Genomic DNA, 25,234 nt, shown 5'->3' with positions numbered 1-25,234 from the left:
TTTGTTTGAGATAAATGTATGCAGAAAGAATCAGTTTTTATATACTGATTCTTTTTTATTTAACTAAATAAGGTCTTACAGTTGCCAATAGAAAGTAGGAGGGCTTAGAAGAAAAGTACAGGTTATTATACTTGAAAGTTATTTTGAGTGTTGTTCAGTTTATTTGATTCATTGCATAACAAAAAGCTGTATAATTTATTTGAAATAATGAAAATTCTGCATTTGAAATGAATCAGTAAGATTAAAAAATAAGCTTAACTATGGTAACAAATTGTTACTTATGGTAACATATTGTTGCACAAGTTTTTTGTTCAACTCGGACTAAGTTGAACTAGTTTTCAAACTGAAGCACGAGAGCTTCAAGGTGAATTTCTTGAACGTTCACCATACAACTGAAAAGAAATTTAATTTAGGCACTCGGCTGACTACCGTGTGCTTTTTCTATGTATAAATTTAAAATGTGAGGAATACACTGAAATAATATGAAAAAATAAAGCAGCCCTCCAAAAAACAGAAACGAGATAGAACCAGCATTACCTTGACTAGGGGTAATGAAGGTGCCGCTTTATTTTTCATTATCATCTTAAGGGTTCATTCAGAACGTTCTCTTATCTAAAATCCATATGATGAACTGGACTAGAGTTCGGATTGAATTTAAGATAAGGAACCAAAGCTTGTACTTACAGGTACAAGCTTTTTTCTTTTTGTTTTTGCGTCTCTCAACGCGTGAACGCACAAGTTTTGTTCTCAAACTGACCCCTCCTTTCTAGGCATAAAAACACCTTTAGTATGGAAGGGGGGAGGACTATCGTTTGCAACACGTTTCTATGTATATTTTACGATCTTTCCTATTTAATGACGAATAGCACCTTGTTGTTTCCTCTCTGTTTTTCTTTGCGTTTCATTCATAAAACTCCATATGTGTTTTCTCTAGTTTGTAATAATCCAATCGATCTTTCAAGGTTCCTGTATGAAATTCAAATTTATGTCCATCAGGGTCTGTGAAATAAATCGACTTCTGATCTCTTTCGTCTCTTGGCCTGCTTGGTAAGATGTTGACGTTCAAATCTTTTAGTTTGTTATACATTGGATCTACATCCTCCTCATCAATAGAAAAAGCGATGTGTGTGTAAGAGTGATGGATGTCTTGACGAGGAATGTCTTTTTCTACATTGAGGGCAAGCCACAGGCCGTTCAAATCAAAGTAAGCTGTCGTTCTGCCCTTTGTTAACAATTTGGCATTAAAGACCTTTGTGTAAAAATCAATAGATGTCTCTAAATCAGAAACAGAAAATAATAAATGGTTTATTCCTTTGATGTTCAATTTAATCACCTCAAATTCAATGATGAGAAAAAAGCTTGCAGACTCAATCTACAAGCTTTGTTGTTTATTGATAAACAGGATAACCCGTTATCTTTATATCTTTTCCCAGCGGTTCAAGAGAGAGTTGATCCAGTTCAATTGCATCACTCATGAGGCGTATGCCTTCGCCTCCGAAAAAAGAAGGAGAGAGTCGTCCGCCAATGAGCTTAGGTGCCATGTAGATGACGAGTTTATCGACAAGCTGCTGCTCCAAAAATGAGGCATTGATTTGTCCGCCGCCTTCAATCATCAGGGAGGAGACATTTCTTTCTCCGAGCACTTGAAGTACTTCTTGTAAGGGCACCCGGATATCGCTATCCGTCATGATGACACTGACGCCAGCTGCTTCTAAAGCGGCTCGTTTTTCTTCATCGGCTTGTTTTGTTGTGAAAATCCATGTTGGTGCCATCTGATCTGTGACCACCTTTGCTGTCAGCGGGATAGACAGTTTAGAGTCTAAGACAATTCGAATCGGATGATGACCGTTTGGAATGCGTGCCGTTAATGAAGGATCGTCGTGAATGACGGTTTGCGCACCGACCAAGATCGCATCGTTGATACTGCGAATGTGATGTGCATCATAACGGGACGTTTCTGATGTAATCCACTTGCTGTCAGACGTAGCAGATGCAATTTTTCCGTCTAACGTAATGCCTGCTTTGAGTGTCACGAAAGGCGTTTTTTTCGTAATAAAGTGGTTGAACACTTCATTCATGAGAATGGATTCCTGCTCCATGACGCCTGTGATGACTTGAATGCCTGCATCTTGTAAAATGGCAATCCCGCGCCCGGCAACAAGCGGATTCGGATCCAGTGCAGCAACGACTACTTTTTCTACGCCAGCTTTCACAAGTGCTTCAGCGCATGGGCCTGTGCGGCCATGGTGGGAACAAGGCTCTAGTGTCACATAGATCGTGGCGCCTTTTGCCTTGTCTCCAGCCATTTTAAGTGCATGAATTTCTGCATGTGGTTCGCCGGCCTTCATGTGCGCCCCGACCCCAACAATTTCATTTTCTCGCACAATCACAGCCCCGACGAGCGGATTGGGAGATGTCTGACCTTTCATTGCTTCGGCATTTTCAAGGGCTAGTTTCATATATCGCTCATGATGTGGCAATCGTACGCACCTCTTGATCCGCCTTCATATGACCTGAGCGGTTAATTTTTGTCTGCAAGTATTTTTCATTGAACTCAGAGACATCACCCCAAAGTGGAATCCGTCCAGAAAGAGAAAGGCCTGCATGACTGATAGCATCGGTCTTTTTCGGATTATTGGTGATAAGTCTGACTGGCTTTGTACGCAATGTTTGAAGAACAGCAATCGCTTCTTCATATTGACGTGTATCATCTTCAAAGCCTAGTGCTTCGTTTGCTTCTACAGTATCGTAGCCGTTTTCTTGCAAGATGTAGGCCATGGCTTTACTGAAAAGACCGATCCCGCGTCCTTCATGGTTGGCTAAATAAAACAGTGCGCCTGCTCCATTGTCCTCAATCATTCGCATAGACTGTTTCAATTGGAACCCACAATCACAGCGTTTGCTTCCGAAAATATCGCCGGTGTGGCAGATGGAATGCATGCGGATCAGCGCTTCATCAGCATGTTCGAAATCTCCGTAAACAAGGACGCTTGATTGCTGGTGATCTGCAAGTTCACGGGAGGAAAGGCTTTCGATTAAAGCTTCATCTGATAATGGTTCTTTCCCATCGTCTTTTAACCATGAATACCAGTTAAACATGACCGTTCTACCGTCTAAATTCACTGGCAGTTTAATAGGTCCAGTGATATATATAAATCCGTCTTCTTGCTGTACTCGTTTGATTTTATCTTTTAAAATGGCTGTTTTAACCTCTGTGTGTTTGTCCATATTCTGCACCTTCTTTTTTGTCTGTTTCTTCAATCTGTAAACGAACGAGAACGCCAAATGGATCAATAAATTCGTTACTTTTTCCTGTCGTGTTCATGTGAACGCCTGCTTTTGTCAGACGTTCGACGACGGATGTTCTATCGTCTTCTTTTGGGAAAACCAGTGTATAGCTTCTAATTCCTGAAAAACGTGGATCAATGGCTCCTTTTCTCCCGCGTCCCCATGCATTAAAGGCAAGGTGATGATGATAGACGCCACCAGCAACGAATAAGCTGGCTGGGGGAGCCATTCGGATATGGAAACCGAGCGTGTTCACATAAAAGGAATCGGCTTCTTCTGGGTTGAGATGGAAATGCAAGTGTCCCATGACTGTACCAGCCGGGAGTCCATCCCAGGTGGAATCAGCGGCTTCTTGCAGGAGACCATCTCCATCAAGCGGAGCATTTCCGCCACCTTTCAGCTCTCCATGCTCACCTACCCATATGTCCTGAGGACGATCAGCATAAATCTCAACGCCGATGCCATCTGGATCACTTAAATAAATGGCTTCACTGAAAAAGTGATCGCTCGCTCCAATTAAAGGATAGCCTTTTTTGATCACATGCGCCAGCCATGTGCCCAGGTTTTTTCTGGTAGGTAATAAAACCGCAAAATGATAAAGTCCTGGCTCATGATCCGGCTTCTCTTTCAGCTGCACATCTTCTTTCAGCACAAGGATTGGTTCCTTTGCGTTGCTGCCAAGCGTGACAGTAGAATCCGTCTGTTCTAATAAAGTAAAACCTAAAATGTCTGTATAAAAAGGCAAAGAACGCTCAAAGCTGGACACATGTAATTCTGTTACACCTAATCTTACCTGCTCTATTGTATTCAAAGCTCGGTCATCTCCTTCATGTTATATGCATCTGCATGTTCAATGGTTTATTGAAAATTGATAAAAATGATTACCTTGTTACTTTTAGTAACTAAACTATATAATAGTTAGTGACTTATTTCAAGTAATTAATTATGTTATAATGAAAAAAAGTAGAGAAAAGCAGGAGGGAGTAAAGTATGGCTCAAGTAGATGGCTGCCCAATTACAGATGCCATGGAGATTTTAGGGAAGAAGTGGGTGATTCTCATCATCAATCAGCTTTTGACAGGGCCAAAACGTTTTTGTCAGCTAGAAAATGAAATGAACATCAGCGGACGGTTATTATCAGAAAGGCTGAAAGATTTAGAAGCTGAAGGTCTTGTTGAGAAAAAAGTATATCCCGACATTCCCGTGCGGATTGAATATGAACTAACAGAACAAGGAAAGAAAATTGAACCAGTCATACGGGAAATGTATGCTTGGTCTTTAGAGCGAAAAAATAGTGAAAAGGGTGAACATGTCCCTTCTTAATCGATTTCGATCAGTGCCCCTGATCGATTTTTTTTTTGTGATTTTCCAGAAATCTAAGTCAATAGTATGAAAAATGATGTTGACAATAAATTCATTCATCATATAATATCAAGGAGAAGAGGGTTCTTTTCCCTGTAATGGAATGGGGAGGTTATGCCATGGTATCATGAATGGGACAGATTACCTAAACCGTGTATCACTACATCATGTAGCAGCAGACATCTTTGACTTGTCGAAAGCAAAGATTTATTTTTTAAACTCAATTGATAATGATTATCATAATCATTTATGAGTGTGATTCATACGCTGATAAAGGTTATTTTTTTTATTATCTATTGAGAATAATTATCAATATCAATTAGGAGGATATATATGAAATCACTTCGTTCAGCATCACACGTCTTATTATTCTTTAGCTTTGTTCTATTGTTTGCTCTAGCCCCGGTTAGCTCTGCCTCAGCAGCAGGCTTAGCAGATGGTCAATATTCAGCACAATATGTGGTATGGAAAGCAGACAGTGATTCAACGTCAACAGCAAATACGTATTTTGAAAAACCAGCTAAGCTTGTTGTGAAGGACGGAAAAATCAAAGCGCAAGTCACGTTAACGAACAGCTCTTGGATTACAAGCTTTAAAACATTGGATCAAGGTGTCTACAAAGATGCAAAGGTGATCAGTACAAACACAGCTGCTAATAAGAGAACGGTAGAGTTCAATGTCAACAGCCTGACAGATGTTGTACCAGCTAAAGTGAGTGTGACTGTACCGGTCATTGGATATACAGGCAATTACGATATTCGCGTCAAGTTTGATGCAGCAACTGTTCAATAAAAAGGGAGGAAATTCATCTGATGAAAAAATGGATCAGGATGCCAGCCTTTGTGGCTGCATTATTGCTGGCACTTATACTGCCTTTTTCAAATGCACAGGCTGCCTCATTAAATGATGGTACATACTCCGTCAATTACACTGTGATGAAGGCCGAAGGAACTGCCGTTTCGATGGCAAATGATTACTGGCTGAAGCCGGCAAAAGTGATCGTGAAAAATGGCAAGCTGACTGTGCAAATGACCATTAAAAACAGCAGCTGGGTAACGGAATTTAAAGTGCCGGGAAATGGCGGCTATGTCGATACGACGGTTCTATCAACGAATAAGAAAGCCAATACAAGGCTTGTTCAATTCCAAGCACAGAGTTTGTCCAAACCAATCAAGTCTAAAATCCATGTCACAGTCAAATCGGCTGATTATGATCACGACTATACCATCCAGCTGAAATTCGATGAAAGCAGCATCAAGTCACTTTCTTCTGACAGTTCAAAAGAAACAGCAGGTGCAGCAAAACATCAAGAAACATCAAAAGAAACAACCAAAACAACTGATTCATCCACCAAAACAAAACAAGAAGAAAATCCTCAAACTGGTGATACAAGCCAGATGGGATGGCTCCTTGTGCTTGTCTTATGTTCAGGCGGGTTTTTAGCGAGAAAGTGGATCATCAAGCATTAACGGAAGGAAGTGTCATCTTTTGAAACGTCTTTTTCATCTACAGACAGCTATTCTGCTCGTTTTATTCAGTTTGTTGACTGCGTTTCAGCTGCCTCAAGGAACGGCTCAGGCGGCATCATTGGTTGATGGTGAATATACGGCCGGATTCACCATTTTAAAAAATGGCAGCACTGAAGCATCCATGATGGATACGTATACAGAAAAGCCAGCTAAGCTCATCATCGAAAATGGCAAGACGACTGCCTATCTTACGCTGAAGCAAAGCAAAGAAATCACAGATTTCAAGGTCGAACAAAATGGCTCTCTCGTCACCACTGAAACGGTCAGTGAAGATGAGACAGCGAATACGCGTGTGATCAAATTTGATGTAGCCGATGTATCAGCCAAATTAAATGGCTGGGTCAAAATTTACTGGGACTTAGGCGGCTTTATTTATGATGAGGCGTATGACGTACAGATCGCTTTCGACGAGAGCAGTCTCACACTTGTCACGCCTGCGAAGCCAGACGACAGCGAAACAAAGCCAGATGATCAAAACGGTACGACGCCAGGCGACAGCGAAACAAAGCCGGATGATCAAAGCGGCACGACGCCAGGCGACAGCGAAACAAAGCCAGATGATCAAAACGGCACAACACCAGTTGATTCGACACAGAACCAATTAAAAGATGGTGTGTATCGTATCAACTACAGTGTGCTGAAGGGCGATGAGGATGAGGCATCTCGGATGAGCCAATACTTCTCACATCCAGCATCGTTAACCGTTAAAAATGGAACGCAAACCGTTTCCTTTACGGTGAAGGATCATACGTCAGTTGATTCTTTGAAAATAGAGAAAAACGGTTCTTATCAAGAAGTGAAAAACGTGAGCACAGATCAAGCAAAGAACACAAGAGTGGTTTCATTTGAAGTGTCTGATCTGAAAAAAGCAGTTAACGGAAAAGTACACATTGTAGTAGCAGCCGCTCACTATGATCAAACGTACGATATTCGTTTTCAATTTGATTCAAAAAGTATCGTTCCACTGAAGGACGGTCAAATAGAGGAAGAAACACCGGCTACACCAGAAACACCAAAACCAAATAAACCAGCACCAGACACAACGAACGGCGGAACGAATCAAGAGACAGTTCAGCTAAAAGACGGGGTGTACAAGCTTCCTTTTTCAATGAAGAAAGCAGACAAAGATGAGCTTTCTCGCATGAACGATTACGTCGTGAGCCCTGCGACATTGGTGGTGAAAAATGGCCGCCATTTCGTTTCATACACTGTCAAGAACAGCTCAGCCATCACGTCGTTCCAAGTAGGAACCGGCGGTAAATTTGAAGAGACGCTAGTTGCAAAGGCTGATCAAAAAGCAGATACACGAGTGATTCAATATGAAGCAAAAAGTTTGAGTAGTGCTCAGGCAGCACGCGTGAAAATTGACATTCCAGCTGCAAATTATCATGAGCAGTACGATGTCAAACTTGTCTATGATACGAAAGGTATCGCAAGTGGTGAAGGAAGCGGAATTGCGACGGTGATCGGAGACGATGAGAGCATCGGCTTTGTGAAAAATCCGAATGATCACGATTCTCAACCAAACCAGCTTGCGAATCTCGCACCAGAGGAAACGGGCGCAGAGCAGATGACCTTTACGCCATCAGATGACCAAACCAAGTCTGAGACAGGTCAGCTGAACCCGAAAACAGGAGATACTTCACTTCTTTGGGTGTACATTCTTTTATTCGGCGGGTCACTATTCGTGCTCGTCAGAAAGTATCAAACTCGTACAAGATAAAGAATCTATTTTAAGTGAGGTGCGCCATTCATCTCGGCGCATCCACTTCCTTTTTTCGAAAGGAGGCTTCCGTTTTTTGAAGCATCGAATGTTATGTACCCTGATCACGGCTCTATGTGTGTGCGTCTTCTTAGCAGGCTGCTCACAATCAGCTGAAAGCTCAGCGAAAGGCAAAAAAAATGCAGCATCAAGTGCCCGCATTGTGGCAACGACTGTAGCTGCTGCTGAGATCATGGATGCGCTAGAGGTAGATCTTGTCGGGGTGCCAACAAGTCAAAAATCCTTGGCGGCTCGATACAAAGGACTCCCAGCAGTCGGTAACCCAATGAGCCCGGACATGGAAATCATCCAATCACTTCAACCGACAGATGTCCTGTCTGTCACGACCCTTCAATATGATTTAGAAACGCCTTTTCAACAAGCTTCTGTCCCGGCGACATACCTCAACCTTGAGAGCCTGGACAAGATGGAGAACGCCATCACAAAGCTTGGAGAAAAATATGATAGAAAGACACAAGCGAAACGCATTGTGGATGATTTTGAACAAAAAAAGAAAGACATACAAGAGAGAACGAAGGGAAAGACGAAGCCATCCGTTCTCATTTTGCTTGGTGTACCAGGCAGTTATTTAGTGGCAACAGAGAATTCGTATATCGGTGATCTTGTGCGTATTGCAGGAGGAAAGAACATCGTAAAAGGTGAGAAAATGGAGTATTTGGCATCCAATACGGAGTATTTACAAAAAGCCAATCCAGATATCATTCTCCGAGCCGCACATGGGATGCCGGATGAAGTCGTCAAAATGTTTGATCAAGAATTTAAAACAAATGATATTTGGAAACATTTTAATGCGGTCAAACAAGACCGGGTGTACGACCTCGAAGAAAGCTTATTCGGGACAACAGGCAACTTAAAGGCAGCAGAGGCATTAGATGAATTAACTCGTATGTTGTACCCGTCATAAGCGGCGAATCTTAATGATAAAAGGACGTTCAAGATGAAAAAAACAGGGATTTTATTTCTGATAGTCAGTCTCTTACTAGCCGGCGTATTTATTTATTCCGCCATTACGGGGAGCATTCATGTTACACCGATTGAATTATTGGAAGGGCTTATGACCGGTCAACATGCACAGGTAGAAATCATTAAAGATTTAAGAATCCCCCGCATGCTCATTGCGATGTTTACAGGGGCGGCTTTATCTGTCTCCGGTGTCCTCTTGCAGTCTGTGATGAGGAATCCATTAGCAGATGCCGGTGTTATTGGTATTTCATCGGGAGCTAGCTTCTTTTCTTTAATGGCAATTACAGCGCTTCCTCAATTTTATTTCTACTCTCCTTTATTTTCAGTTTTAGGCGGGGCAATTGCCTGCTTCCTCGTATACGTGTTGTCTTGGAAAGGCGGCTTAAGCCCGATTCGAATGATTTTGGTGGGGATCGCCATCAATGCCATGTTTACAGGGATGGCAGAAGCGTTTGTGACCATTTGCAGCTATTTCAATATCACCATTAATCAGTCGGGACAGTCGAATCTGACGATGAAAACGTGGGGAGATGTCCGTTTAATCGGTGTCTATGGCGTCATTGGGCTTGTGGTTGCGCTTTTCTTTAGCAGATGGTGTAACTTGCTTGCCCTTCAAGATAAGACGGCGAAAAACTTAGGATTGCGTGTGACCAGAATGCGCCTTTTGATTTCAATCACGGCGGTGTTATTAGCAGCGGTGACTGCTGCGGTAGCGGGCGTGATTGCCTTTGTCGGTTTGCTCATTCCCCATATCTCTAGAAGGCTCGTCGGCTCTGACCACCGGGTACTGATTCCATTTTCTGCGTTAAGCGGGGCCTTGCTCATTTTGACGGCTGATACGCTCGGCAGAACGCTTGTGGCACCAAATGAAATCCCTGCTTCTACAATCATGGCTGTCATTGGCGGACCGTTTCTGATCTTTTTATTAAGAAGGGGGGATCGTCTGCATGGACATTCGTGAGGTGTCGTTTTCCTATGATCGACAGAGGGACATTGTTCAATCGGTCACTACAAAGGTTGAAAAGGGGAAAATTACGACCATTATCGGTCCAAATGGCTCGGGCAAATCCACGCTGCTTTCTTTGATGGCACATAACCATTGTCCAAACAAAGGACAGATACATTTAGATGGGCAAGAGCTGAATGCGTTCAAGCCAAGGGAACTGGCGAGAAAGCTGGCAGTCGTACATCAGCAAAATGAAGCGCCGCTCGATTTAACGATCGAACGAGTGGTGGCATTTGGGAGAACGCCCTACCAGACGATGCGCGGCAGTGACAAGGAAGAGGATGAGAAAGCAATTGAGTGGGCACTGTCCTGTACCAAGCTGACGGATAAGCGAAAGGTGCCTCTCGCCTCATTGTCAGGCGGAGAACGGCAGCGTGTATGGATTGCGATGGCTTTAGCGCAAAAAACACCGATCCTTTTCTTAGATGAACCGACGACTTATTTGGATATGTATTATCAATTTGACATTCTTGAGCTCATTCGAGAGCTCAATGTCGAGCATGGATTAACCATCGTGATGGTCCTGCACGATATGAATCAGGCGATTCGCTATAGTGATGTTATCATCGCCATGAAAGATGGGCAAATTATTCGCGAAGGACGGCCAAATGATGTGTTAACAGAAGAGATGGTGCGGCACATTTATCATGTGTCCGTCACGATTAAGCAGGATGCAGAAACAGGGATGTATATCGTGCCTGTAGGCATATAAGTTGTGCAAAAAGCAGGTGAGACAGTGTGAAACGAGGGAAAAGGATCGGGCAGCGAATGCTGACGATCGTCTGTTTAGGTGTTTTTCTATATAGCGGTACGGCCATTGGCTTGGAGCTCTTTGGCAATTATCAAAATCGTCAGGTGCTTGCAAAGGCTCAGACACTTTACACACACGAGGATGGAATGAAACAGCGAAAACCTGGAGAAATCCGTCAGTCATTTGATGATTTGCGAAAGGTGAATGAAGACATTGTCGGTTGGATTGATATGAAGGACACGATGATTCAGTATCCAATTGTTCAGTCAAACGATAATGCATTCTATTTAACTCGTAATTATGTAAAGGATGACACACGGGCAGGCAGTATCTTTATGGATTATCGTAATGACGTCTTGCATGAAAGTCCCAATACAGTGGTGTACGGTCATCGGATGAGGGATGGGTCTATGTTTGCTGGTCTCACAAACTATTTGAAAAAAGATTTCTTCCAAGATCATCGCACATTTCAGTACGATACGCTGTACCAAAGCTATGAAGCAGAGATTTTTGCTGTGTATGAGACGACAGTCGATTTCGATTATATTCAGACTGATTTTCAGGATCTTGGTGAATATGCGCACTACTTGCAAGCTGTGCGTAAGAAGTCCATCTATCAAACGAAAACAGACGTATCCACAGATGACTTGATTCTCACATTATCGACCTGTGATCACGTGCTGGCACCTAAAAACAAGCGTCTCGTGGTACAGGCGAAGCTAAAGAAAGTTTACTAGAAAAGGAGAGACAGACGGTTGAAATGTTTACATGTGATTTGGGCAGGACTCGTCGTCGTGCTTCTCCTCGGCGGATGCAGCCAGGCGGCGCCTGTCGAGAATGGGAGCGGGCAAGGTGCGCTCAACATTCAGGATTTTGCCGGCAGAACATTATCGTTTCATGAATCACCTGAACGGATCGTCTCGTTGTCAACTGGCGACATGAGCATCATTTATGCCTTAGGTGGCCAGGTTGTCGGCCGGCCAACTGCCGAATTGCCAGACAATCTACAAAAGGCAAAGTCCGTACAATCAATTGGCACAACCCATCAATTTGATGTCGAGTTGATCACGAGCTTAAAGCCCGATGTGGTGCTTGGGAATGAATCATTAAACAGCAAGGATATCTCTACTATAGAAGGGATTGGTTCACAGCTTCTTTTGACAAGTGCCAACTCAGTGAAGGACATCCAGCGTCAAGTTACTTTATTTGGTGATTTACTTGGAAAGCAGCAAAAGGCCAAAGCGCTCAATGCTCAAATCGATCAGCGGATTAAGCAAGTGAAGCAGCCTGAGAAAAAAGTAAAGACACTCGTTGTATATGGTGCGCCCGGCACATATATGGCGGCACTTCCACAATCTTTAAGTGGTGATCTGCTGCGGATCGCTGGTGGTGCGAATATTGCTGAAAATGAACCAGCACTCGAAAAGTTTCCGCAATATGCACAAATCAATGCAGAAAAGGTAATCGAGGCCGATCCAGATCTCATTTTGCTGATGACACACAGCAATCCTGAAGATGTCAAAGCAGGCTTTATGAGTGAAATGAAGCAAAATGCGGCGTGGCACGATGTATCAGCTGTCAAAAATGGACACGTTGAGATTCTACCAAGTGACCTATTTGGGACAAATCCAGGCGCAGAAGTCATCAGAGCGATCGATGAATTAGAGAAGAAATTGAAGCGATTGTCATCATGAAGATGAATGCAGAACTAGATTTTCAAAAAAGGCAGTCAAGACGAAAATGGCTGTTACCAGGATTGTTTCTCTCTTTATGTGTGGGCGTCTGTCTAGGACTTGCGGTAGGTTCTGTCCAATTGTCGCTGACGGATTTAATGGCTGTGTTCACGGGATCAGGTCTGCCTGTTCATGAAAAAATTGTCATGGATTTACGGTTGCCGCGTGTGCTCATTGGTTTTCTCGTTGGGGCCTGTCTCGCAGCATCAGGAGCGATTTTACAAGGAGTTGTCCGAAATCCACTGGCTGACCCTGGAATCATTGGTGTGACTGCGGGCGGCGGGTTAGCTGCTGTACTCAGCATGATTGTTCTTCCGCAATTCACGTATTTGCTTCCGGCAGCCGCTTTTCTGGGCGCCTTATTAGCAGCTCTTGTCGTGTATATGCTGTCATTTGATCAAGGGGTTTCACCGCTTAAATTGATCTTGGCAGGTGTTGCTGTCAATGCGTTGCTCGGTGCGGTGATGAATGGGTTTATGGTGCTTTATAGTGAGCGTGTGCAGGCTGTTTTGCCTTTTCTATCAGGCGGATTAAACGGACGGAGCTGGCATCATCTTAGCTTCGTGTCGCCATATGCGCTGGCTGGATTATGTCTTTGCTTTTTCGCCATCAAGCCGTCCAATCTCCTTTTGCTTGGCGATGAATCGGCTCAGCTATTGGGCCTTCGAGTAGAGAGGACTCGATTTTTTCTCATTGCGCTGGCCGCTCTTTTAGCTGGAGCAGCTGTCAGTGTCAGTGGTTTAATCGGATTTGTCGGGCTTGTTGTGCCTCATTTTATCCGTCTTTTAATCGGAGATGACTACCGGTATTTGCTACCGATTTCAATGCTTGGAGGGGGCGTGCTTGTGGTCTTTGCTGATACAGCGGCACGGGTCTGGTTTACACCGGTTGAATTGCCTGTAGGGATCTTGCTTGCCTGCATCGGTGCACCTTTCTTCCTCTATTTATTAAAAAAGAAAGGGAGGGGTTAAGTTGGATGTCATTGCAATGGATGACGTGAGTCTCAGTCAAGGCGGCTTTCGGCTGTCTTCCATTTCAGCAGCTGTTCCTAAAGGGAGTGTGACCGGAATCATTGGCCCAAATGGGTCAGGTAAGTCGACTTTTATCAAAGCGGCCGCACGACTGACCTCAATCGAAAGCGGCATGATTTACATTCACGACATCCCGCAAAAAGAGATGACGGCACAGGAGATCGCCAAGGAGGTGGCAGTTCTCATGCAAACAAGAACCGCCATTCCATCGATGACAGTACGTGAGCTGGTCGCACTTGGACGCAGTCCGCACCGTTCCATCTGGAAAAAAAGCGGCACGTCAGATCATGAAGCGATTGAGTGGGCGCTTGAGGTGACGAATAGCCGCACCAATGAAAACAGAATGCTTCATACATTGTCAGGCGGAGAAAGACAAAAGGCATATATTGCAATGGCACTGGCTCAGAAGACAGAGACCATCATTCTCGATGAGCCAACCACTTATTTAGACATTGCGCATCAGCTTGAATTACTGGAGCTGCTCAAACAGCTGAATCAAACACATGGCATCACCATTTTAATGGTTCTCCATGACTTGCAGCAGGCCGCAAAATATTGTGACCGTCTCATTGCTATGAAGCGAGGTCAGGTGCATCAAATTGGCTCACCAAAAGAAGTGTTAACAGAAGACTTTTTCAAGGAGGTTTTTGGGATTCAGGCAGAGGTTCACTTAGACGGTGAGCATCCGCTCATTATCCCAATCGCCTCCATTCAACAACAAAAGGGAGATGAACCAAACATGATTATTGTAAACAACCAAGTAAGAGTAGAAAAAGGCAGTGCAGACCACCTTGTTAAACGGTTTAACAAGCAGGGACAAGTAGAATTTATGGAAGGCTTTTTAGGAATGGAAGTATGGGTCACTCAACAGACAACTGATTACGATGAAGTGACCATTCACACCCGCTGGAATCGAAAAGAAGACTTTGTGAATTGGACAAAATCCCAGGCATTTGGTGATGCGCACGCTCATGGAAAGGCGAAACCTGAAGGCCTGTTAAAAAACAAAATTACGTACTATGAAGTGCAAGTCACAAGACCTGCTTTACAGAAAAAAGCCTAAATATTCAAAAGCGCTGCAGCGAAGAAGCAGCGCTATTTTTTTGTGATTGTCTCTTTCCGTCACATATTTTTGACAAAGTATTCAAACAACTGACACAATCCTATCCAAATTTTAGGTAAAATTTACTTTATTTTTGAAGCGCATGGGTGTAAAGTACAGGTATAAATAACTAACCGAATGAAAATCAAGAGTAAAATTTCACCGAGTGAACTATATCAAATGGACTTCCACTTGTGAATCATTGAACAAATAGTGAACTTTTTGTGAAATGGTGAGCATAAATATCTCGAATCATTCGGCATGCGAAAGTAAGGGAGGATGTAAGGCTGTGAGTGAGCTGTTTTTAGCAAGATTTCAATTTGCCTCAACGACATTATTTCATTTTATTTTTGTTCCTATGTCTATAGGTTTGGTATTTATCGTTGCATTGATGCAAACCCTTTATGTCGTCAAGAAAAAAGAGATTTATAAAAAGATGGCGAAATTTTGGGGTCACCTTTTCTTAATTAACTTTGCAGTAGGTGTGGTGACAGGGATTCTGCAAGAATTCCAGTTTGGGATGAACTGGTCTGATTATTCAAGGTTTGTCGGTGATGTCTTTGGTGCACCGCTTGCCATTGAAGCGCTATTGGCCTTTTTCCTTGAATCGACCTTTATTGGTCTTTGGATATTCGGCTGGGACCGTCTACCGAAAAAAATCCATTTGTTATGTATTTGGCTCGTTTCTCTTGGTACGATCTTTTCGGCGTTTTGGATTTTACTCGCCAACTCATTTATGCAGGAGCCAGTTGGATTTGTGATTAAAAATGGCCGTGCGGAAATGAATGACTTTGGCGCTCTTGTAACGAACCCGCAACTTTGGGTAGAGTTCCCGCACGTTCTGTTTGGTGCATTGGCAACCGGTGCTTTCTTTATCGCGGGTGTCAGTGCCTATAAAATGATCAAAAAACAAGAAGTCGCCTTTTTCAAAAAATCTTTCCAGATTGCCATGGTGCTTGCTTTCATTTCTGGCTTAGGTGTGGCGTTCTCTGGACATGATCAAGCGAAGCACTTAATGGAATCACAGCCGATGAAGATGGCAGCAAGTGAAGCCCTTTGGAAGGATAGTGGAGATCCAGCGGCTTGGACACTATTTGCCAACATTGACACAGATAAAAAAGAAAACTCTGCGGAGATCAATATCCCGTTTGCTTTAAGTTACTTGGCCTATTCTAAGTTTAGTGGAGATGTGCCAGGCATGCTGACCCTTCAAAAAGAATATGAAGCCGAGTTTGGTCCTGGAGATTACATTCCTCCAGTCAAAACAACCTTCTGGAGCTTTAGAATCATGGTAGGTGCCGGCATGTTGATGATTTTTGCTAGTATGATTGGTTTGTATTTGAGCTTTAGAAAAAAACTAGAATCAAACAAATGGTATTTACGCTTCATGGTATGGATGATTGCGTTCCCGTTTATTGCAAACTCAGCGGGTTGGATCATGACGGAAATTGGGCGTCAGCCGTGGACAGTCTTTGGTATGATGACAACCGCACAATCCATTTCACCAAACGTATCGTACGGCATGTTGCTATTCTCAGTCATTAGCTTTACGACCATTTATCTGATTCTTGCCATCGTGCTTGCCTACTTATTCATTCGAGAAATTAAAAAAGGTGCACATTCTGAAGAGAATACAGATCAAAAGGATGAAACGGACCTGTCTACAGATCCATTTGATGGAGGCGCATATCATGGCATATCTTAACGAGATTTGGTTTATTCTTGTCGCAGTACTGTTTGTTGGATTTTTCTTCTTAGAAGGATTTGATTTTGGTGTTGGGATGTCCATGCAGCTGCTTGGAAAAGATGCACACGAGCGCCGCATTTTAATCAATACGATTGGCCCTTTCTGGGATGCGAATGAGGTCTGGCTGATTACAGCTGGTGGGGCTATTTTCGCCGCTTTTCCTCACTGGTACGCTACGATGTTCAGCGGATACTATATTCCGTTTACGGTTCTCCTACTAGCGCTCATTGGGCGGGGGGTCGCCTTTGAATTTAGAGGGAAGGTCGAGAAGGCTTCATGGATCAAAACGTGGGACTGGGTGATCTTCTTTGGCAGCCTGCTTCCGCCATTTTTACTCGGCGTGCTATTCACAAGTATTTTACGAGGAATGCCCATTGATCAAAGCATGAATATGTACGCTGGATTTACAGACTTTGTGAATCTTTATTCAGTGATCGGCGGGGTAGCTGTGACGGTTCTTTGCCTTCTGCATGGATTGATTTTCGTCACACTCCGCACTGAGGGTGATTTAAGAAATCGTGCAAGAAAGCTCGGTCAGCGTGTTTTATTGATTGCACTGCCGGTTCTTGTTGTATTTGTTGGTGTGTCTATTCTTGAAACAGACATTTATACCGTGCGTCCGATCATTACGATCCCTTTAACTGTACTCATTGTGGTTTGTTATGTAGCGGCTCTATTCTTTATGAGAAAAGAGCGTGATGGATGGACATTTTTATTCACAGGTGCAGGTATTATGGTGACGGTGACCATGCTTTTCACAGCATTATTCCCGCGTGTCATGATTAGTTCGATCAACCATGCATTCGACCTCACCATTCAAAACGCTGCATCAGGATCTTATTCACTGACGGTCATGACGATTGTTGCCATTTCTTTGCTGCCTTTTGTGCTTGGGTATCAAATCTGGAGCTACTATGTCTTCCGTAAACGTGTAAGCGGTAAGGAGCCAATGACCTACTAATGGATAAACGTTTGCTTCAACTAAAAGGAATGAGGGGGCTTCTTGCCCTCTTAGGTATTGTGTCAATCATCCAAGGAGCAAGTATTATTTTTCAAGCACAGTGGCTGGCACATGCCATAACAACGCTGTTTGACGGGAAGAGCCTCATGCAGGCAACGCCTTATGTCTTGCTGTTTCTTGCTGCCTTTCTGGTGCGGCACGGTCTCACCTTGATGCGGGAGAAGGTCATGTTCACCTATTCTTCCCGAATTGGAGCAGACGTCAGAAAGCAGCTGTTGGACCAGCTGTTCCGTTTAGGGCCAGCTTTCACGAAGAAAAAAGGAACAGGAAAGCTTGTGACATTGGCGATGGAGGGCATTGCCCAATATCGTCAGTATTTACAGCTGTTTTTGCCGAAAATGGTGAACATGGCAGTTATTCCGGTGATGGTGCTTGTCTATGTTTGGACATTAGATGAAACATCTGCTGTCATTCTCATTGTCACGCTGCCGATTTTAATTGTTTTTATGATTTTGCTAGGACTTGTCGCTCAGCGTAAAGCGGCCAAACAATGGAGATCGTATGAGAAATTATCCAATCATTTTACTGATTCTCTCCGTGGCCTTGAAACGCTTCGCTACTTAGGGATTAGCAAAAAGCATTCTCGTAATATTGGAGAGGTCTCAAAGCGTTATCGAAAGGCGACGATGAGCACACTGAAAGTCGCCTTTCTTTCATCTTTTGCTCTCGATTTCTTTTCTATGCTGTCCATTGCGACTGTCGCTGTATTTCTCGGCTTGCGCTTAATTGAAGGAGATCTTTTGTTATTGCCCGCTTTGACCGCACTGATGCTTGCGCCAGAATATTTCTTGCCAGTCCGTGAAGTGGGAAATGATTATCATGCGACGTTAAACGGTAAAGAAGCGAATGAGGCGATTCAAGTGATTTTAGAGGAAAAGGGCTTCCGAGAGCAGGAGACACAATCCGTGCAGCTGAACGAGTGGAATGAGCAATCTGAGCTCACACTGCAAGATGTCAGTGTCTTACATGATGAGCATGCACCATATTCGATTCAGGATGTGGACCTCACTGTGAAAGGAAAGAAAAAAATTGGGATCATCGGTGCCAGTGGTTCAGGGAAATCGACGTTAACGGATGTTCTCGGTGGTTTTGTTGAACCGTCTGCAGGTGAAATCATCCTAAACGGAAAGCCGCTTGCTCATTTACAGCTGGCGGCATGGCAAAAAGAAGTCGTTTATATGCCGCAGCATCCTTATTTATTTTACATGTCACTGAGAGAAAACATTCGTTTTTATGAACCGAATGCAACAGATGAAGACGTCGAAAGAGCGGTGCAAGAGGCAGGTTTGTCTCAGCTCGTAGCTGATCTCCCCAATGGACTGGATGAGGTCATTGGCGAACAGGGCAGAGGACTGAGCGGTGGACAAGCGCAGCGGATTGCCCTCGCTCGCACAGTGCTCGGCCAGCGATCCATTATGCTGTTAGATGAACCAACGGCTCATCTGGATATTGAGACAGAGTATGAATTGAAGAAAACAATGCTTCCATTGTTTGAAAATAAACTTGTGTTTTTAGCCACACACAGACTTCATTGGATGACGGATATGGATGAGATCATTGTGATGGATCAAGGGACGATTGCAGAGATGGGGACTCATGAATCATTAATGGAAAGAAAAGGTGTGTACTATCAATTGGTACAGGAACAAATGGGGGCGGTCACACATGGTCAGTAAAGGCTGGTTTATACCTTATATCAAGGAGAATCAAAAGCTGTTTGCCTTGGTGCTTTTTTTAGGGGCGATTGCGGTGTTTTCTGCTTCTATGCTCATGTATACGTCAGGGTTCCTCATTTCAAAAGCTGCCACAAGACCTGAGAATATCTTGATGGTCTATGTCCCCATCGTCGCAGTACGTACCTTTGGTATTTCACGCTCAGCTGCTCGTTATGCAGAGAGACTGGCGAGCCATCAGCTCATTTTGACGATGATTGAAAAAATGCGGGTACGTCTTTATGACATGGCTGAACGAAGTGCCAAACAGACTAAGCTTGGAACAGGTGAAATGCTTGGGCTGTTATCAGAAGATGTGGAGAGATTACAGGATGCGTATTTAAAAACAATTTTTCCATCCATCGGTGCGCTGCTTTTATATGCCGCTTCGATTGGAGCACTTGGGCTTTTTTCATGGCCTTTTGCCGGATTGATGCTGCTTTATATGGCGCTGCTCGTATTTGTATTCCCATACATCACAGTACTTGTGAACCGGGCACGACAAATTCAAATGAAGAAAGGCAGAAATGAACTGTACAGCCATTTAACAGATGCCGTCATGGGCGTGAGTGACTGGTTGTTTAGTGGTAGACAGAACGATTTCGTTGAAGGCTATGAACGAAAAGAAGCAAAGCTATTAGCGCTCGAAGCGGCAAAGCATCGGTTTATCCGTCTGCGCCAATTTTTAGCACAGCTAGTGATTGGAGGAGCAGTCGTCCTTGTTGTGTATTGGAGCGGCTCAGTCGTTCAGGCTGGTTCTATGCCACACACGCTCATCGCAGCCTTTGTGCTTGTGCTGTTTCCATTAACAGAAGCCTTTCTTCCGCTGTCAGATGCAGCAGGCGATATTCCTGTATATCAGCATGCCGTCAGCAGATTAAATCATTATGAAGAGCAGTCGTATGAAGGATTAGTGGAGAGGGAGGCAGCAGACGAGACACCTGTCTCTGATGGCGTTGAAGCGGTCTGTTTTGATCAAGTCACCTTCGGATATGAAGTCAATCAACATGTACTAAAGCATTTTTCGTTTTCCCTGAAGCAAGGTGAATCGCTCGCTCTCTTAGGAAAAAGCGGTGCAGGCAAATCGACCATTTTAAAATTGTTAGAAGGGGCAGTCGTGCCAAATCAAGGGGTTGTCAGCATTCAGGGGAAACCGGTACAAAGCATTCAAGAGGGGATATCCTCTTATGTGTCTGTACTCAATCAACAGCCCTATTTATTCGATACGTCTGTTTTAAACAACATTCGCTTAGGCTCTCCAGAAGCGACAGAAGAGCAAGTAAAAGAAGCCGCGCGGCAAGTGCAGCTGCACGATTACATTGAGTCTTTGCCAGAAGGTTATCACACAGGTGTACAAGAGACAGGGGTTCGTTTCTCTGGTGGAGAAAGGCAGCGTATGGCTCTAGCTCGGATTTTGCTGCAAAACACACCGATTGTTGTATTAGATGAACCAACCGTTGGGCTTGATCCACGCACAGAGCGTGAATTGCTTGAAACAATCTTCCGTGTGTTAAAAGGAAAAACAGTCATTTGGATCACCCATCATCTCACTGGCTGTGAGGCATGCGATCGTATGATGTTTATTGAAGGTGGACGCATTGAGATGCAGGGGCAGCATCATGATTTGCTGAAAGAAAACCTGCGTTATCAAAAGCTGTATGAAATGGACCGTCCATTTTCGGTCGTGTAAAAAATGGATGACAAGAACGTTCGGACAGAAGATTTCTGCCCGAACGTTTTTTTGAGATTAAGGATTTACTTTTCCTACACCCGCATTTGATACAACTTCTGATTTCACATTGTTCACGTTAAGCAAAGAGTAGTTATAAGGAGGGTTGTACGTACCTGTTGAAGACGTTGGCAGGCTACCTGTGCTGTTAATATAAGAGTTGTTGATGACATGCCAAGTACCAACTTTACTGCTGTCCCAGCTGCCGATGGCATTTTTCGTGTTTTCAAATACGTTGTGTTCAATTCTCATTTTCGCGCCCATACGTGAATTAATCGCTGTTGTTAGGATGTTTTTGTAATAGTTGTTATACACATGGCCTTCCCCGAAGCGCATAGACGGTACACGAGAGTTCAAGTTTTCAAAACGGTTGTTGTGGAACGTGATTTTTCTGTTGTAGTTATCGTTATCGGAGCTGCCCATCAGCATCGTTTTCCAGCTGTCATGGACATAGTTCCATGAGAACGTAATGTAATCAGAGTCATTTTTCACATCGAATAACCCATCATAGTCATCTTTATCAGAGTTTAAAGTGTTGTAGAGTTCATTATGGTCGACCCATACGTTTTTAGAGGCACCTTCGATTCCGATGGCATCTTTATCACCGATTTTGCTGTGATGGATTTTGAGGTTGCGGATGATGACGTTATTGGCGCGCCATACTTTAATACCAATCCCATTAAATTCGCCGTTTGTCCCTTTACCGACGATGGAGACATTGTTTGTATCTTTCACATCAATTTTATTGGCTGAAGTATTAGAAGGAGTAATCGTTCCGTCTACCACGATTTTCAATTTTTCATTTGTTCCTTTGCTTTTGAGGGCAGCTAATAGTTCATTTCCGGTTTTCACCGTCACCGTTTTACCGCCTTCACCGCCTGTTGTACCGCCATTTAATGTGGAGAATCCTTGCTGATTAAAATTGGCCATAATCGAAGGGCTTTCTGGATATTTCGTTGCTGCTTTTGCCTCCCCATTTGGCGCAAATAATGAAGTCACGAGACCAACCGCTAACACACCAGCTAACATTGGAACTTTTTTCTTCAACATGAACATCTCCATTCTCTATTTTGTTTTAATGTAAACGTTTCCAAAATAAGCTGCGATTCAACCGCTCCCCCTTCCTTCGCCAGCATCGCCTCTTTCGGAATGTAGGAAGAGCATAGCACGCAAAAAGGTATCATCGGCTAAGAATTGGAACGAAGTATTCCACGATTTTCAAGGAAACTAAGGCAATGATTATTTCAATTTATCTACATGAGACAAGGATCATTGACGATAGGTATTGGGGTAACCTAGTGATTATGAAAAGGACGTTCTTCTTTTCAAGGAAAATCAAGATGATTACGAAAGCGTCATTTTGTTAGAGACAAAGACATGTCATAATCATTACATAAGAAAAAATTGGATATCAAATAGATCCATGCGCTAAACAGCAGGTAGAAAAGGCTCCAATTAAAAAAAGAAGGTCTATTTTAAACGATGCGATCACCGGTGTCGTCTAATCAATAAGAGATAGAAAGGAAGGAGGGACGTGTTTGGAGCAGACCGAGGAGACTTTATGGATCAAGCGGGCAAAACAGGGGGATGATGCCGCATTTACCGCCCTTTATCGGCATCATTATTCGTTTCTTTACCGTTATTTGATGAAATTGACCCTTCAACAAGAGCTGACAGAGGAGATCATGCAAGAAACGATGCTCAAAGCGTACATGAAACTTTCTTCTTTTAGAGGAGATTCATTATTTTCAACATGGCTCATGTCCATTGCATCTAGACAATTTTTAGATCATCAAAAGAAAAGAAAACGTGAACAAACGAGAGAAGGGAAGGCGAATCAAGAAGCCATCCGCCGGTTCAAATGGGATGTTCAGCAAAAAGGCCATACTTGGCATGACATGTGGGATGCTTTAAATGAGTTAAAGGCTCAGGAGAGAGCACCGATCCTTCTCCATTATTATTATGGCTTTACTTACCCTGAAATCGCTTCGATGCTCGGGGTGAGAGAAGGTACGGTGAAATCGAGGGTTCATCATGGGATCAAGAAAATTCGAAAGGAGTGGGACTGATGAAAGAAGATCGTTTCGCCGATCGTTTAAAAGAGGAGCTGCAGGAGCTCGATGAACAAATCGAAGTAGAAAAGCCGAGTGAACAAGCTTTGATGTTGATGCTAAAGCAGGCAAAGGAAAAAGAGAAAAAACGTTTTAAACAAGAAGTGCTGGCGTACATCATCGTCAGTCTGACCATCATGACACTTTTTGCAGCTGCCATTACTCATTTGCCCATCATCTTCATTCTTCTCCAAGTGGTGAGTGTGCCGCTCTGTGTGGTTGTCGGCATCAAGGAATATCAACATATTAAAGGAGGGTCCTCCTTATGAGTCATACGGAAATGATCATCTTATTGTGCGCATTACCGTTACTGTTTGCACAAGGATTTCTCTTATTTATGGATGCTAAGAAAAGAGGGCGTTATAAATGGTTCTGGGGCATCATTGGATTAATCAACTTCCCATCTTCTTCTATTTTATATTGGCTGTGTGTTGTCTTACCTGATCGTAAAAGAGGAGAAAAGCTCAGAAAAAATTGAAGACGTTGTAAAACTTTTGACCTTTTTTTTGAATGATCATCATCTAGAAACAATGAAAGTTTCATGAATGTGTCAAAGAAAGCGGGATGTTGAACGTCCAGTTCGTCATTTCTAGCACGATAGTCATTCTTTGAGCGCGTCATTTTCATGACGGAAGGTGATTCTGCTTAATCTATCTCATTTCGGCATCGTTTTCATCTGTTATCAATATTGATCAGTTTTTACAAATGGTGTTAAATTAATCTCAATATGCGTTAGAAAATCTAACAACCAAAGAGTGAGATATTGACAAGGAGGCAGATGAGACATGTTGACCTTAGATCGAGCAGCACAAACAGCACAAAGCTACATCCACCGTGTGCTAGAGGATGTAGAAAAACGGAATCCAGGCGAGGCGGAATTCCAGCAAGCCGTGAAAGAAATTCTGGAATCCCTCGTCCCGGTTTTTGCAAAACACCCAGAGTATGAAAAACAGGGGATCTTAGAACGCTTAATTGAGCCTGAGCGGCTTGTGATGTTTCGTGTACCGTGGGTAGACGATGAAGGCAAAGTACAGGTGAACAGAGGATTCAGGGTTCAATTTAATAGTGCCATCGGTCCTTATAAGGGGGGCATTCGTTTCCACCCATCGGTCAATGCAAGCATCATCAAGTTTTTAGGGTTTGAACAAATCTTTAAAAACGCACTGACAGGTTTGCCGATCGGCGGAGGAAAAGGTGGATCAGATTTTGACCCTAAAGGGAAATCTGATGGAGAAATCATGCGTTTTGTTCAAAGCTTTATGAGTGAACTCAGTCGTTATATTGGACCTGATCAAGATGTACCGGCAGGAGATATTGGGGTAGGCGCACGCGAAATCGGCTATATGTTCGGCCAGTACAAAAAAATGCGTGGTGCGTATGAAGCAGGTGTCCTGACAGGAAAGAGCCCTGGTTTTGGAGGCAGCTTAGCGAGAAAAGAAGCGACCGGCTATGGACTGGTGTACTTTATGGAAGAAATGTTAAAAGCCCACGGAATGCAATTTGAAGGACGATCTGTTGTTGTGTCTGGGTCAGGAAATGTATCGATTTATGCGATGGAAAAAGTATTGGAATTAGGCGGAAAGGTTGTGGCTTGTAGTGATTCAAGCGGAGCCATTTACGACCCTCAAGGCATTTCACTTGAGACAGTGAAGCAGCTGAAGGAAGTCGATAACCAGAGAATTAGTGCCTACATAGACATTCACCCGCATGCTGAATTGATTGAAGATTGCGAACAAATTTGGTCTCTCCCTTGTGACATTGCGCTGCCATGTGCGACCCAAAATGAAATTTCAGAGTCGCAAGCACAGCAGCTAGTGGCAAACGGTGTCATCGCTGTAGGAGAAGGGGCCAATATGCCGTCCACACTTGAGGCCGTCAAAGTATTTGAACAACATGATATTTTGTTTGCACCAGCAAAAGCAGCAAATGCTGGGGGAGTGGGTGTTTCGGCGTTAGAAATGGCGCAAAACAGTGCGAGAATGTCTTGGACTTTTGAAGAAGTAGATGGTCAGTTGAAACAAATGATGCAGTCGATTTATCGTCAGTGTACTGAGACAGCTGAAGAATACGGATACGCTGGAAACTTAATGGTAGGCGCAAATATTGCAGGATTTCGCAAAGTGGCAGATGCCATGATCGCACAAGGCGTCATTTAACTCCTGCTCTCCCGCACCTGTTTATTTCATGACAAGATCGGGAATCGTCTTGTAAGAATGACAATAAGGAGGCGCGGGAGAAAATGAAAAAGTGGCTGAAACAAATTGTCAAATGGGCACCAGTGATTTATCCAGTGGTGAGGAAAATATACAAAGAACGAAAAGCATCCAAAAGTCGTAACGTATCAGCCGGGTAATCCGGCTTTTTTT

At 43.5% G+C, this 25,234-nt stretch carries 25 protein-coding genes; 20 read left to right on the top strand and 5 right to left on the bottom strand.

Going from position 1 to position 25,234, the window contains the following annotated elements; translation table 11 throughout:
- Nucleotides 1–901: 901 nt before the first annotated feature.
- The 4 genes from fosM to LCD34_RS09305 all read right to left on the bottom strand — a co-directional run bounded on the left by fosM (nt 902) and on the right by LCD34_RS09305 (nt 4,099).
- Entirely contained in the window at nt 902–1,324 is a 423-nt protein-coding gene (gene fosM, locus LCD34_RS09320) for a FosM family fosfomycin resistance protein (RefSeq protein ID WP_041091552.1), read from the bottom strand.
- 64 nt (nt 1,325–1,388) lie between these two features.
- The gene (gene ribD, locus LCD34_RS09315) at nt 1,389–2,480 is read right to left on the bottom strand and encodes a bifunctional diaminohydroxyphosphoribosylaminopyrimidine deaminase/5-amino-6-(5-phosphoribosylamino)uracil reductase RibD (protein WP_007497931.1); all 1,092 of its coding nucleotides are present in this window, start codon (nt 2,478–2,480) and stop codon (nt 1,389–1,391) included.
- On the bottom strand, nt 2,467–3,228 hold the full coding sequence (locus LCD34_RS09310) for a GTP cyclohydrolase II (protein ID WP_008345606.1): 762 nt from the start codon (nt 3,226–3,228) through the stop codon (nt 2,467–2,469). The genes ribD and LCD34_RS09310 overlap by 14 nt, the downstream gene beginning before the upstream one ends.
- On the bottom strand, nt 3,206–4,099 hold the full coding sequence (locus tag LCD34_RS09305; protein WP_052320547.1) for a VOC family protein: 894 nt from the start codon (nt 4,097–4,099) through the stop codon (nt 3,206–3,208). Before LCD34_RS09305 ends, LCD34_RS09310 begins: the two co-directional genes overlap by 23 nt.
- 179 nt (nt 4,100–4,278) lie before the next feature.
- Here LCD34_RS09305 and LCD34_RS09300 point away from each other — a divergent pair, with 179 nt between their 5' ends.
- From LCD34_RS09300 to cydC, 15 genes are all read left to right on the top strand, one after another.
- Nucleotides 4,279–4,611, top strand: coding sequence for a winged helix-turn-helix transcriptional regulator (locus LCD34_RS09300; protein WP_007497926.1), 333 nt, complete (start codon nt 4,279–4,281; stop codon nt 4,609–4,611).
- Between the two features lie 372 nt (nt 4,612–4,983).
- Nucleotides 4,984–5,442 carry an NEAT domain-containing protein gene (locus LCD34_RS09295; RefSeq protein ID WP_007497924.1) on the top strand — a complete coding sequence of 153 codons (459 nt, stop codon included), beginning with the start codon at nt 4,984–4,986 and terminating at the stop codon, nt 5,440–5,442.
- A gap of 20 nt (nt 5,443–5,462) precedes the next feature.
- Complete coding sequence (gene isdC, locus LCD34_RS09290; protein ID WP_057078871.1) at nt 5,463–6,119, top strand: heme uptake protein IsdC; 657 nt, start codon at nt 5,463–5,465, stop codon at nt 6,117–6,119.
- A 19-nt stretch (nt 6,120–6,138) separates the two neighbouring features.
- Nucleotides 6,139–7,902, top strand: coding sequence for an NEAT domain-containing protein (locus tag LCD34_RS09285; RefSeq protein WP_213407084.1), 1,764 nt, complete (start codon nt 6,139–6,141; stop codon nt 7,900–7,902).
- Nucleotides 7,903–7,978: 76 nt separating this feature from the next.
- Entirely contained in the window at nt 7,979–8,866 is an 888-nt protein-coding gene (gene isdE, locus LCD34_RS09280) for a heme ABC transporter substrate-binding protein IsdE (RefSeq protein ID WP_144739676.1), read from the top strand.
- A 33-nt stretch (nt 8,867–8,899) separates the two neighbouring features.
- Nucleotides 8,900–9,886, top strand: coding sequence for a FecCD family ABC transporter permease (locus LCD34_RS09275; RefSeq protein ID WP_007497915.1), 987 nt, complete (start codon nt 8,900–8,902; stop codon nt 9,884–9,886).
- On the top strand, nt 9,873–10,643 hold the full coding sequence (locus LCD34_RS09270; RefSeq protein WP_224558830.1) for an ABC transporter ATP-binding protein: 771 nt from the start codon (nt 9,873–9,875) through the stop codon (nt 10,641–10,643). Before LCD34_RS09275 ends, LCD34_RS09270 begins: the two co-directional genes overlap by 14 nt.
- A 26-nt stretch (nt 10,644–10,669) precedes the next feature.
- Nucleotides 10,670–11,419, top strand: a complete 750-nt coding sequence (srtB, locus tag LCD34_RS09265; RefSeq protein WP_024719522.1) for a class B sortase — start codon at nt 10,670–10,672, stop codon at nt 11,417–11,419.
- Between the two features lie 18 nt (nt 11,420–11,437).
- Nucleotides 11,438–12,376: an ABC transporter substrate-binding protein gene (locus LCD34_RS09260; RefSeq protein WP_008345587.1), complete on the top strand. Its 939-nt coding sequence runs from the start codon at nt 11,438–11,440 to the stop codon at nt 12,374–12,376.
- Nucleotides 12,373–13,386, top strand: a complete 1,014-nt coding sequence (locus LCD34_RS09255; protein ID WP_008345586.1) for a FecCD family ABC transporter permease — start codon at nt 12,373–12,375, stop codon at nt 13,384–13,386. The genes LCD34_RS09260 and LCD34_RS09255 overlap by 4 nt, the downstream gene beginning before the upstream one ends.
- 1 nt (nt 13,387) lies before the next feature.
- A complete protein-coding gene (isdG, locus tag LCD34_RS19635) occupies nt 13,388–14,509 on the top strand; it encodes a heme oxygenase (protein ID WP_318010720.1) in 1,122 nt (373 codons plus the stop codon).
- Between the two features lie 328 nt (nt 14,510–14,837).
- On the top strand, nt 14,838–16,253 hold the full coding sequence (locus LCD34_RS09240) for a cytochrome ubiquinol oxidase subunit I (protein ID WP_224558829.1): 1,416 nt from the start codon (nt 14,838–14,840) through the stop codon (nt 16,251–16,253).
- Nucleotides 16,240–17,256, top strand: a complete 1,017-nt coding sequence (gene cydB / locus LCD34_RS09235) for a cytochrome d ubiquinol oxidase subunit II (protein WP_017368319.1) — start codon at nt 16,240–16,242, stop codon at nt 17,254–17,256. The genes LCD34_RS09240 and cydB overlap by 14 nt, the downstream gene beginning before the upstream one ends.
- Nucleotides 17,256–18,992 carry a thiol reductant ABC exporter subunit CydD gene (gene cydD, locus LCD34_RS09230; protein ID WP_224558828.1) on the top strand — a complete coding sequence of 579 codons (1,737 nt, stop codon included), beginning with the start codon at nt 17,256–17,258 and terminating at the stop codon, nt 18,990–18,992. Before cydB ends, cydD begins: the two co-directional genes overlap by 1 nt.
- Nucleotides 18,982–20,718: a thiol reductant ABC exporter subunit CydC gene (gene cydC / locus LCD34_RS09225; protein WP_224558827.1), complete on the top strand. Its 1,737-nt coding sequence runs from the start codon at nt 18,982–18,984 to the stop codon at nt 20,716–20,718. Before cydD ends, cydC begins: the two co-directional genes overlap by 11 nt.
- 57 nt (nt 20,719–20,775) lie before the next feature.
- Here cydC and LCD34_RS09220 read toward each other — a convergent pair whose 3' ends face one another.
- Complete coding sequence (locus tag LCD34_RS09220) at nt 20,776–21,807, bottom strand: polysaccharide lyase family 1 protein (protein ID WP_017368316.1); 1,032 nt, start codon at nt 21,805–21,807, stop codon at nt 20,776–20,778.
- A 488-nt stretch (nt 21,808–22,295) separates the two neighbouring features.
- Between LCD34_RS09220 and sigY the strand changes: the two genes are divergently transcribed.
- The 5 genes from sigY (at nt 22,296) to LCD34_RS09195 (ending at nt 25,221) form a co-directional block, all read left to right on the top strand.
- Nucleotides 22,296–22,826 carry an RNA polymerase sigma factor SigY gene (sigY, locus tag LCD34_RS09215; protein ID WP_007497895.1) on the top strand — a complete coding sequence of 177 codons (531 nt, stop codon included), beginning with the start codon at nt 22,296–22,298 and terminating at the stop codon, nt 22,824–22,826.
- Nucleotides 22,826–23,137, top strand: a complete 312-nt coding sequence (locus LCD34_RS09210; RefSeq protein WP_035389913.1) for a YxlC family protein — start codon at nt 22,826–22,828, stop codon at nt 23,135–23,137. The genes sigY and LCD34_RS09210 overlap by 1 nt, the downstream gene beginning before the upstream one ends.
- Nucleotides 23,134–23,346, top strand: a complete 213-nt coding sequence (locus tag LCD34_RS09205; RefSeq protein ID WP_035389911.1) for a hypothetical protein — start codon at nt 23,134–23,136, stop codon at nt 23,344–23,346. Before LCD34_RS09210 ends, LCD34_RS09205 begins: the two co-directional genes overlap by 4 nt.
- Nucleotides 23,347–23,653: 307 nt before the next feature.
- Entirely contained in the window at nt 23,654–25,024 is a 1,371-nt protein-coding gene (gene gdhA, locus LCD34_RS09200; RefSeq protein ID WP_008345568.1) for an NADP-specific glutamate dehydrogenase, read from the top strand.
- Nucleotides 25,025–25,107: 83 nt separating this feature from the next.
- Nucleotides 25,108–25,221 (top strand): hypothetical protein, encoded by a 114-nt coding sequence (locus LCD34_RS09195; RefSeq protein ID WP_008345567.1) that lies wholly within the window; start codon nt 25,108–25,110, stop codon nt 25,219–25,221.
- Nucleotides 25,222–25,234: the final 13 nt, after the last annotated feature.

The organism is Bacillus sp. RAR_M1_44, assembly GCF_020165935.1.
GTDB classification, from domain to species: Bacteria; Bacillota; Bacilli; order Bacillales; family Bacillaceae; genus Bacillus; species Bacillus altitudinis.
The sequence above is the reverse complement of the archived record's forward strand: the minus strand, read 5'-3'. Positions and strand labels throughout refer to the sequence as shown.

Coding starts and splice junctions, on each gene's coding strand:
- gdhA (WP_008345568.1), top strand. CDS start 23,654: ATGTTGACCTTAGATCGAGCAGCACAAACAGCACAAAGCTACATCCAC.
- cydD (WP_224558828.1), top strand. CDS start 17,256: ATGGATAAACGTTTGCTTCAACTAAAAGGAATGAGGGGGCTTCTTGCC.
- isdC (WP_057078871.1), top strand. CDS start 5,463: ATGAAAAAATGGATCAGGATGCCAGCCTTTGTGGCTGCATTATTGCTG.
- LCD34_RS09275 (WP_007497915.1), top strand. CDS start 8,900: ATGAAAAAAACAGGGATTTTATTTCTGATAGTCAGTCTCTTACTAGCC.
- LCD34_RS09295 (WP_007497924.1), top strand. CDS start 4,984: ATGAAATCACTTCGTTCAGCATCACACGTCTTATTATTCTTTAGCTTT.
- LCD34_RS09220 (WP_017368316.1), bottom strand. CDS start 21,807: ATGTTGAAGAAAAAAGTTCCAATGTTAGCTGGTGTGTTAGCGGTTGGT.
- LCD34_RS09270 (WP_224558830.1), top strand. CDS start 9,873: ATGGACATTCGTGAGGTGTCGTTTTCCTATGATCGACAGAGGGACATT.
- LCD34_RS09210 (WP_035389913.1), top strand. CDS start 22,826: ATGAAAGAAGATCGTTTCGCCGATCGTTTAAAAGAGGAGCTGCAGGAG.
- cydB (WP_017368319.1), top strand. CDS start 16,240: ATGGCATATCTTAACGAGATTTGGTTTATTCTTGTCGCAGTACTGTTT.
- LCD34_RS09310 (WP_008345606.1), bottom strand. CDS start 3,228: ATGGACAAACACACAGAGGTTAAAACAGCCATTTTAAAAGATAAAATC.
- cydC (WP_224558827.1), top strand. CDS start 18,982: ATGGTCAGTAAAGGCTGGTTTATACCTTATATCAAGGAGAATCAAAAG.
- LCD34_RS09205 (WP_035389911.1), top strand. CDS start 23,134: ATGAGTCATACGGAAATGATCATCTTATTGTGCGCATTACCGTTACTG.
- LCD34_RS09255 (WP_008345586.1), top strand. CDS start 12,373: ATGAAGATGAATGCAGAACTAGATTTTCAAAAAAGGCAGTCAAGACGA.
- LCD34_RS09300 (WP_007497926.1), top strand. CDS start 4,279: ATGGCTCAAGTAGATGGCTGCCCAATTACAGATGCCATGGAGATTTTA.
- LCD34_RS09195 (WP_008345567.1), top strand. CDS start 25,108: ATGAAAAAGTGGCTGAAACAAATTGTCAAATGGGCACCAGTGATTTAT.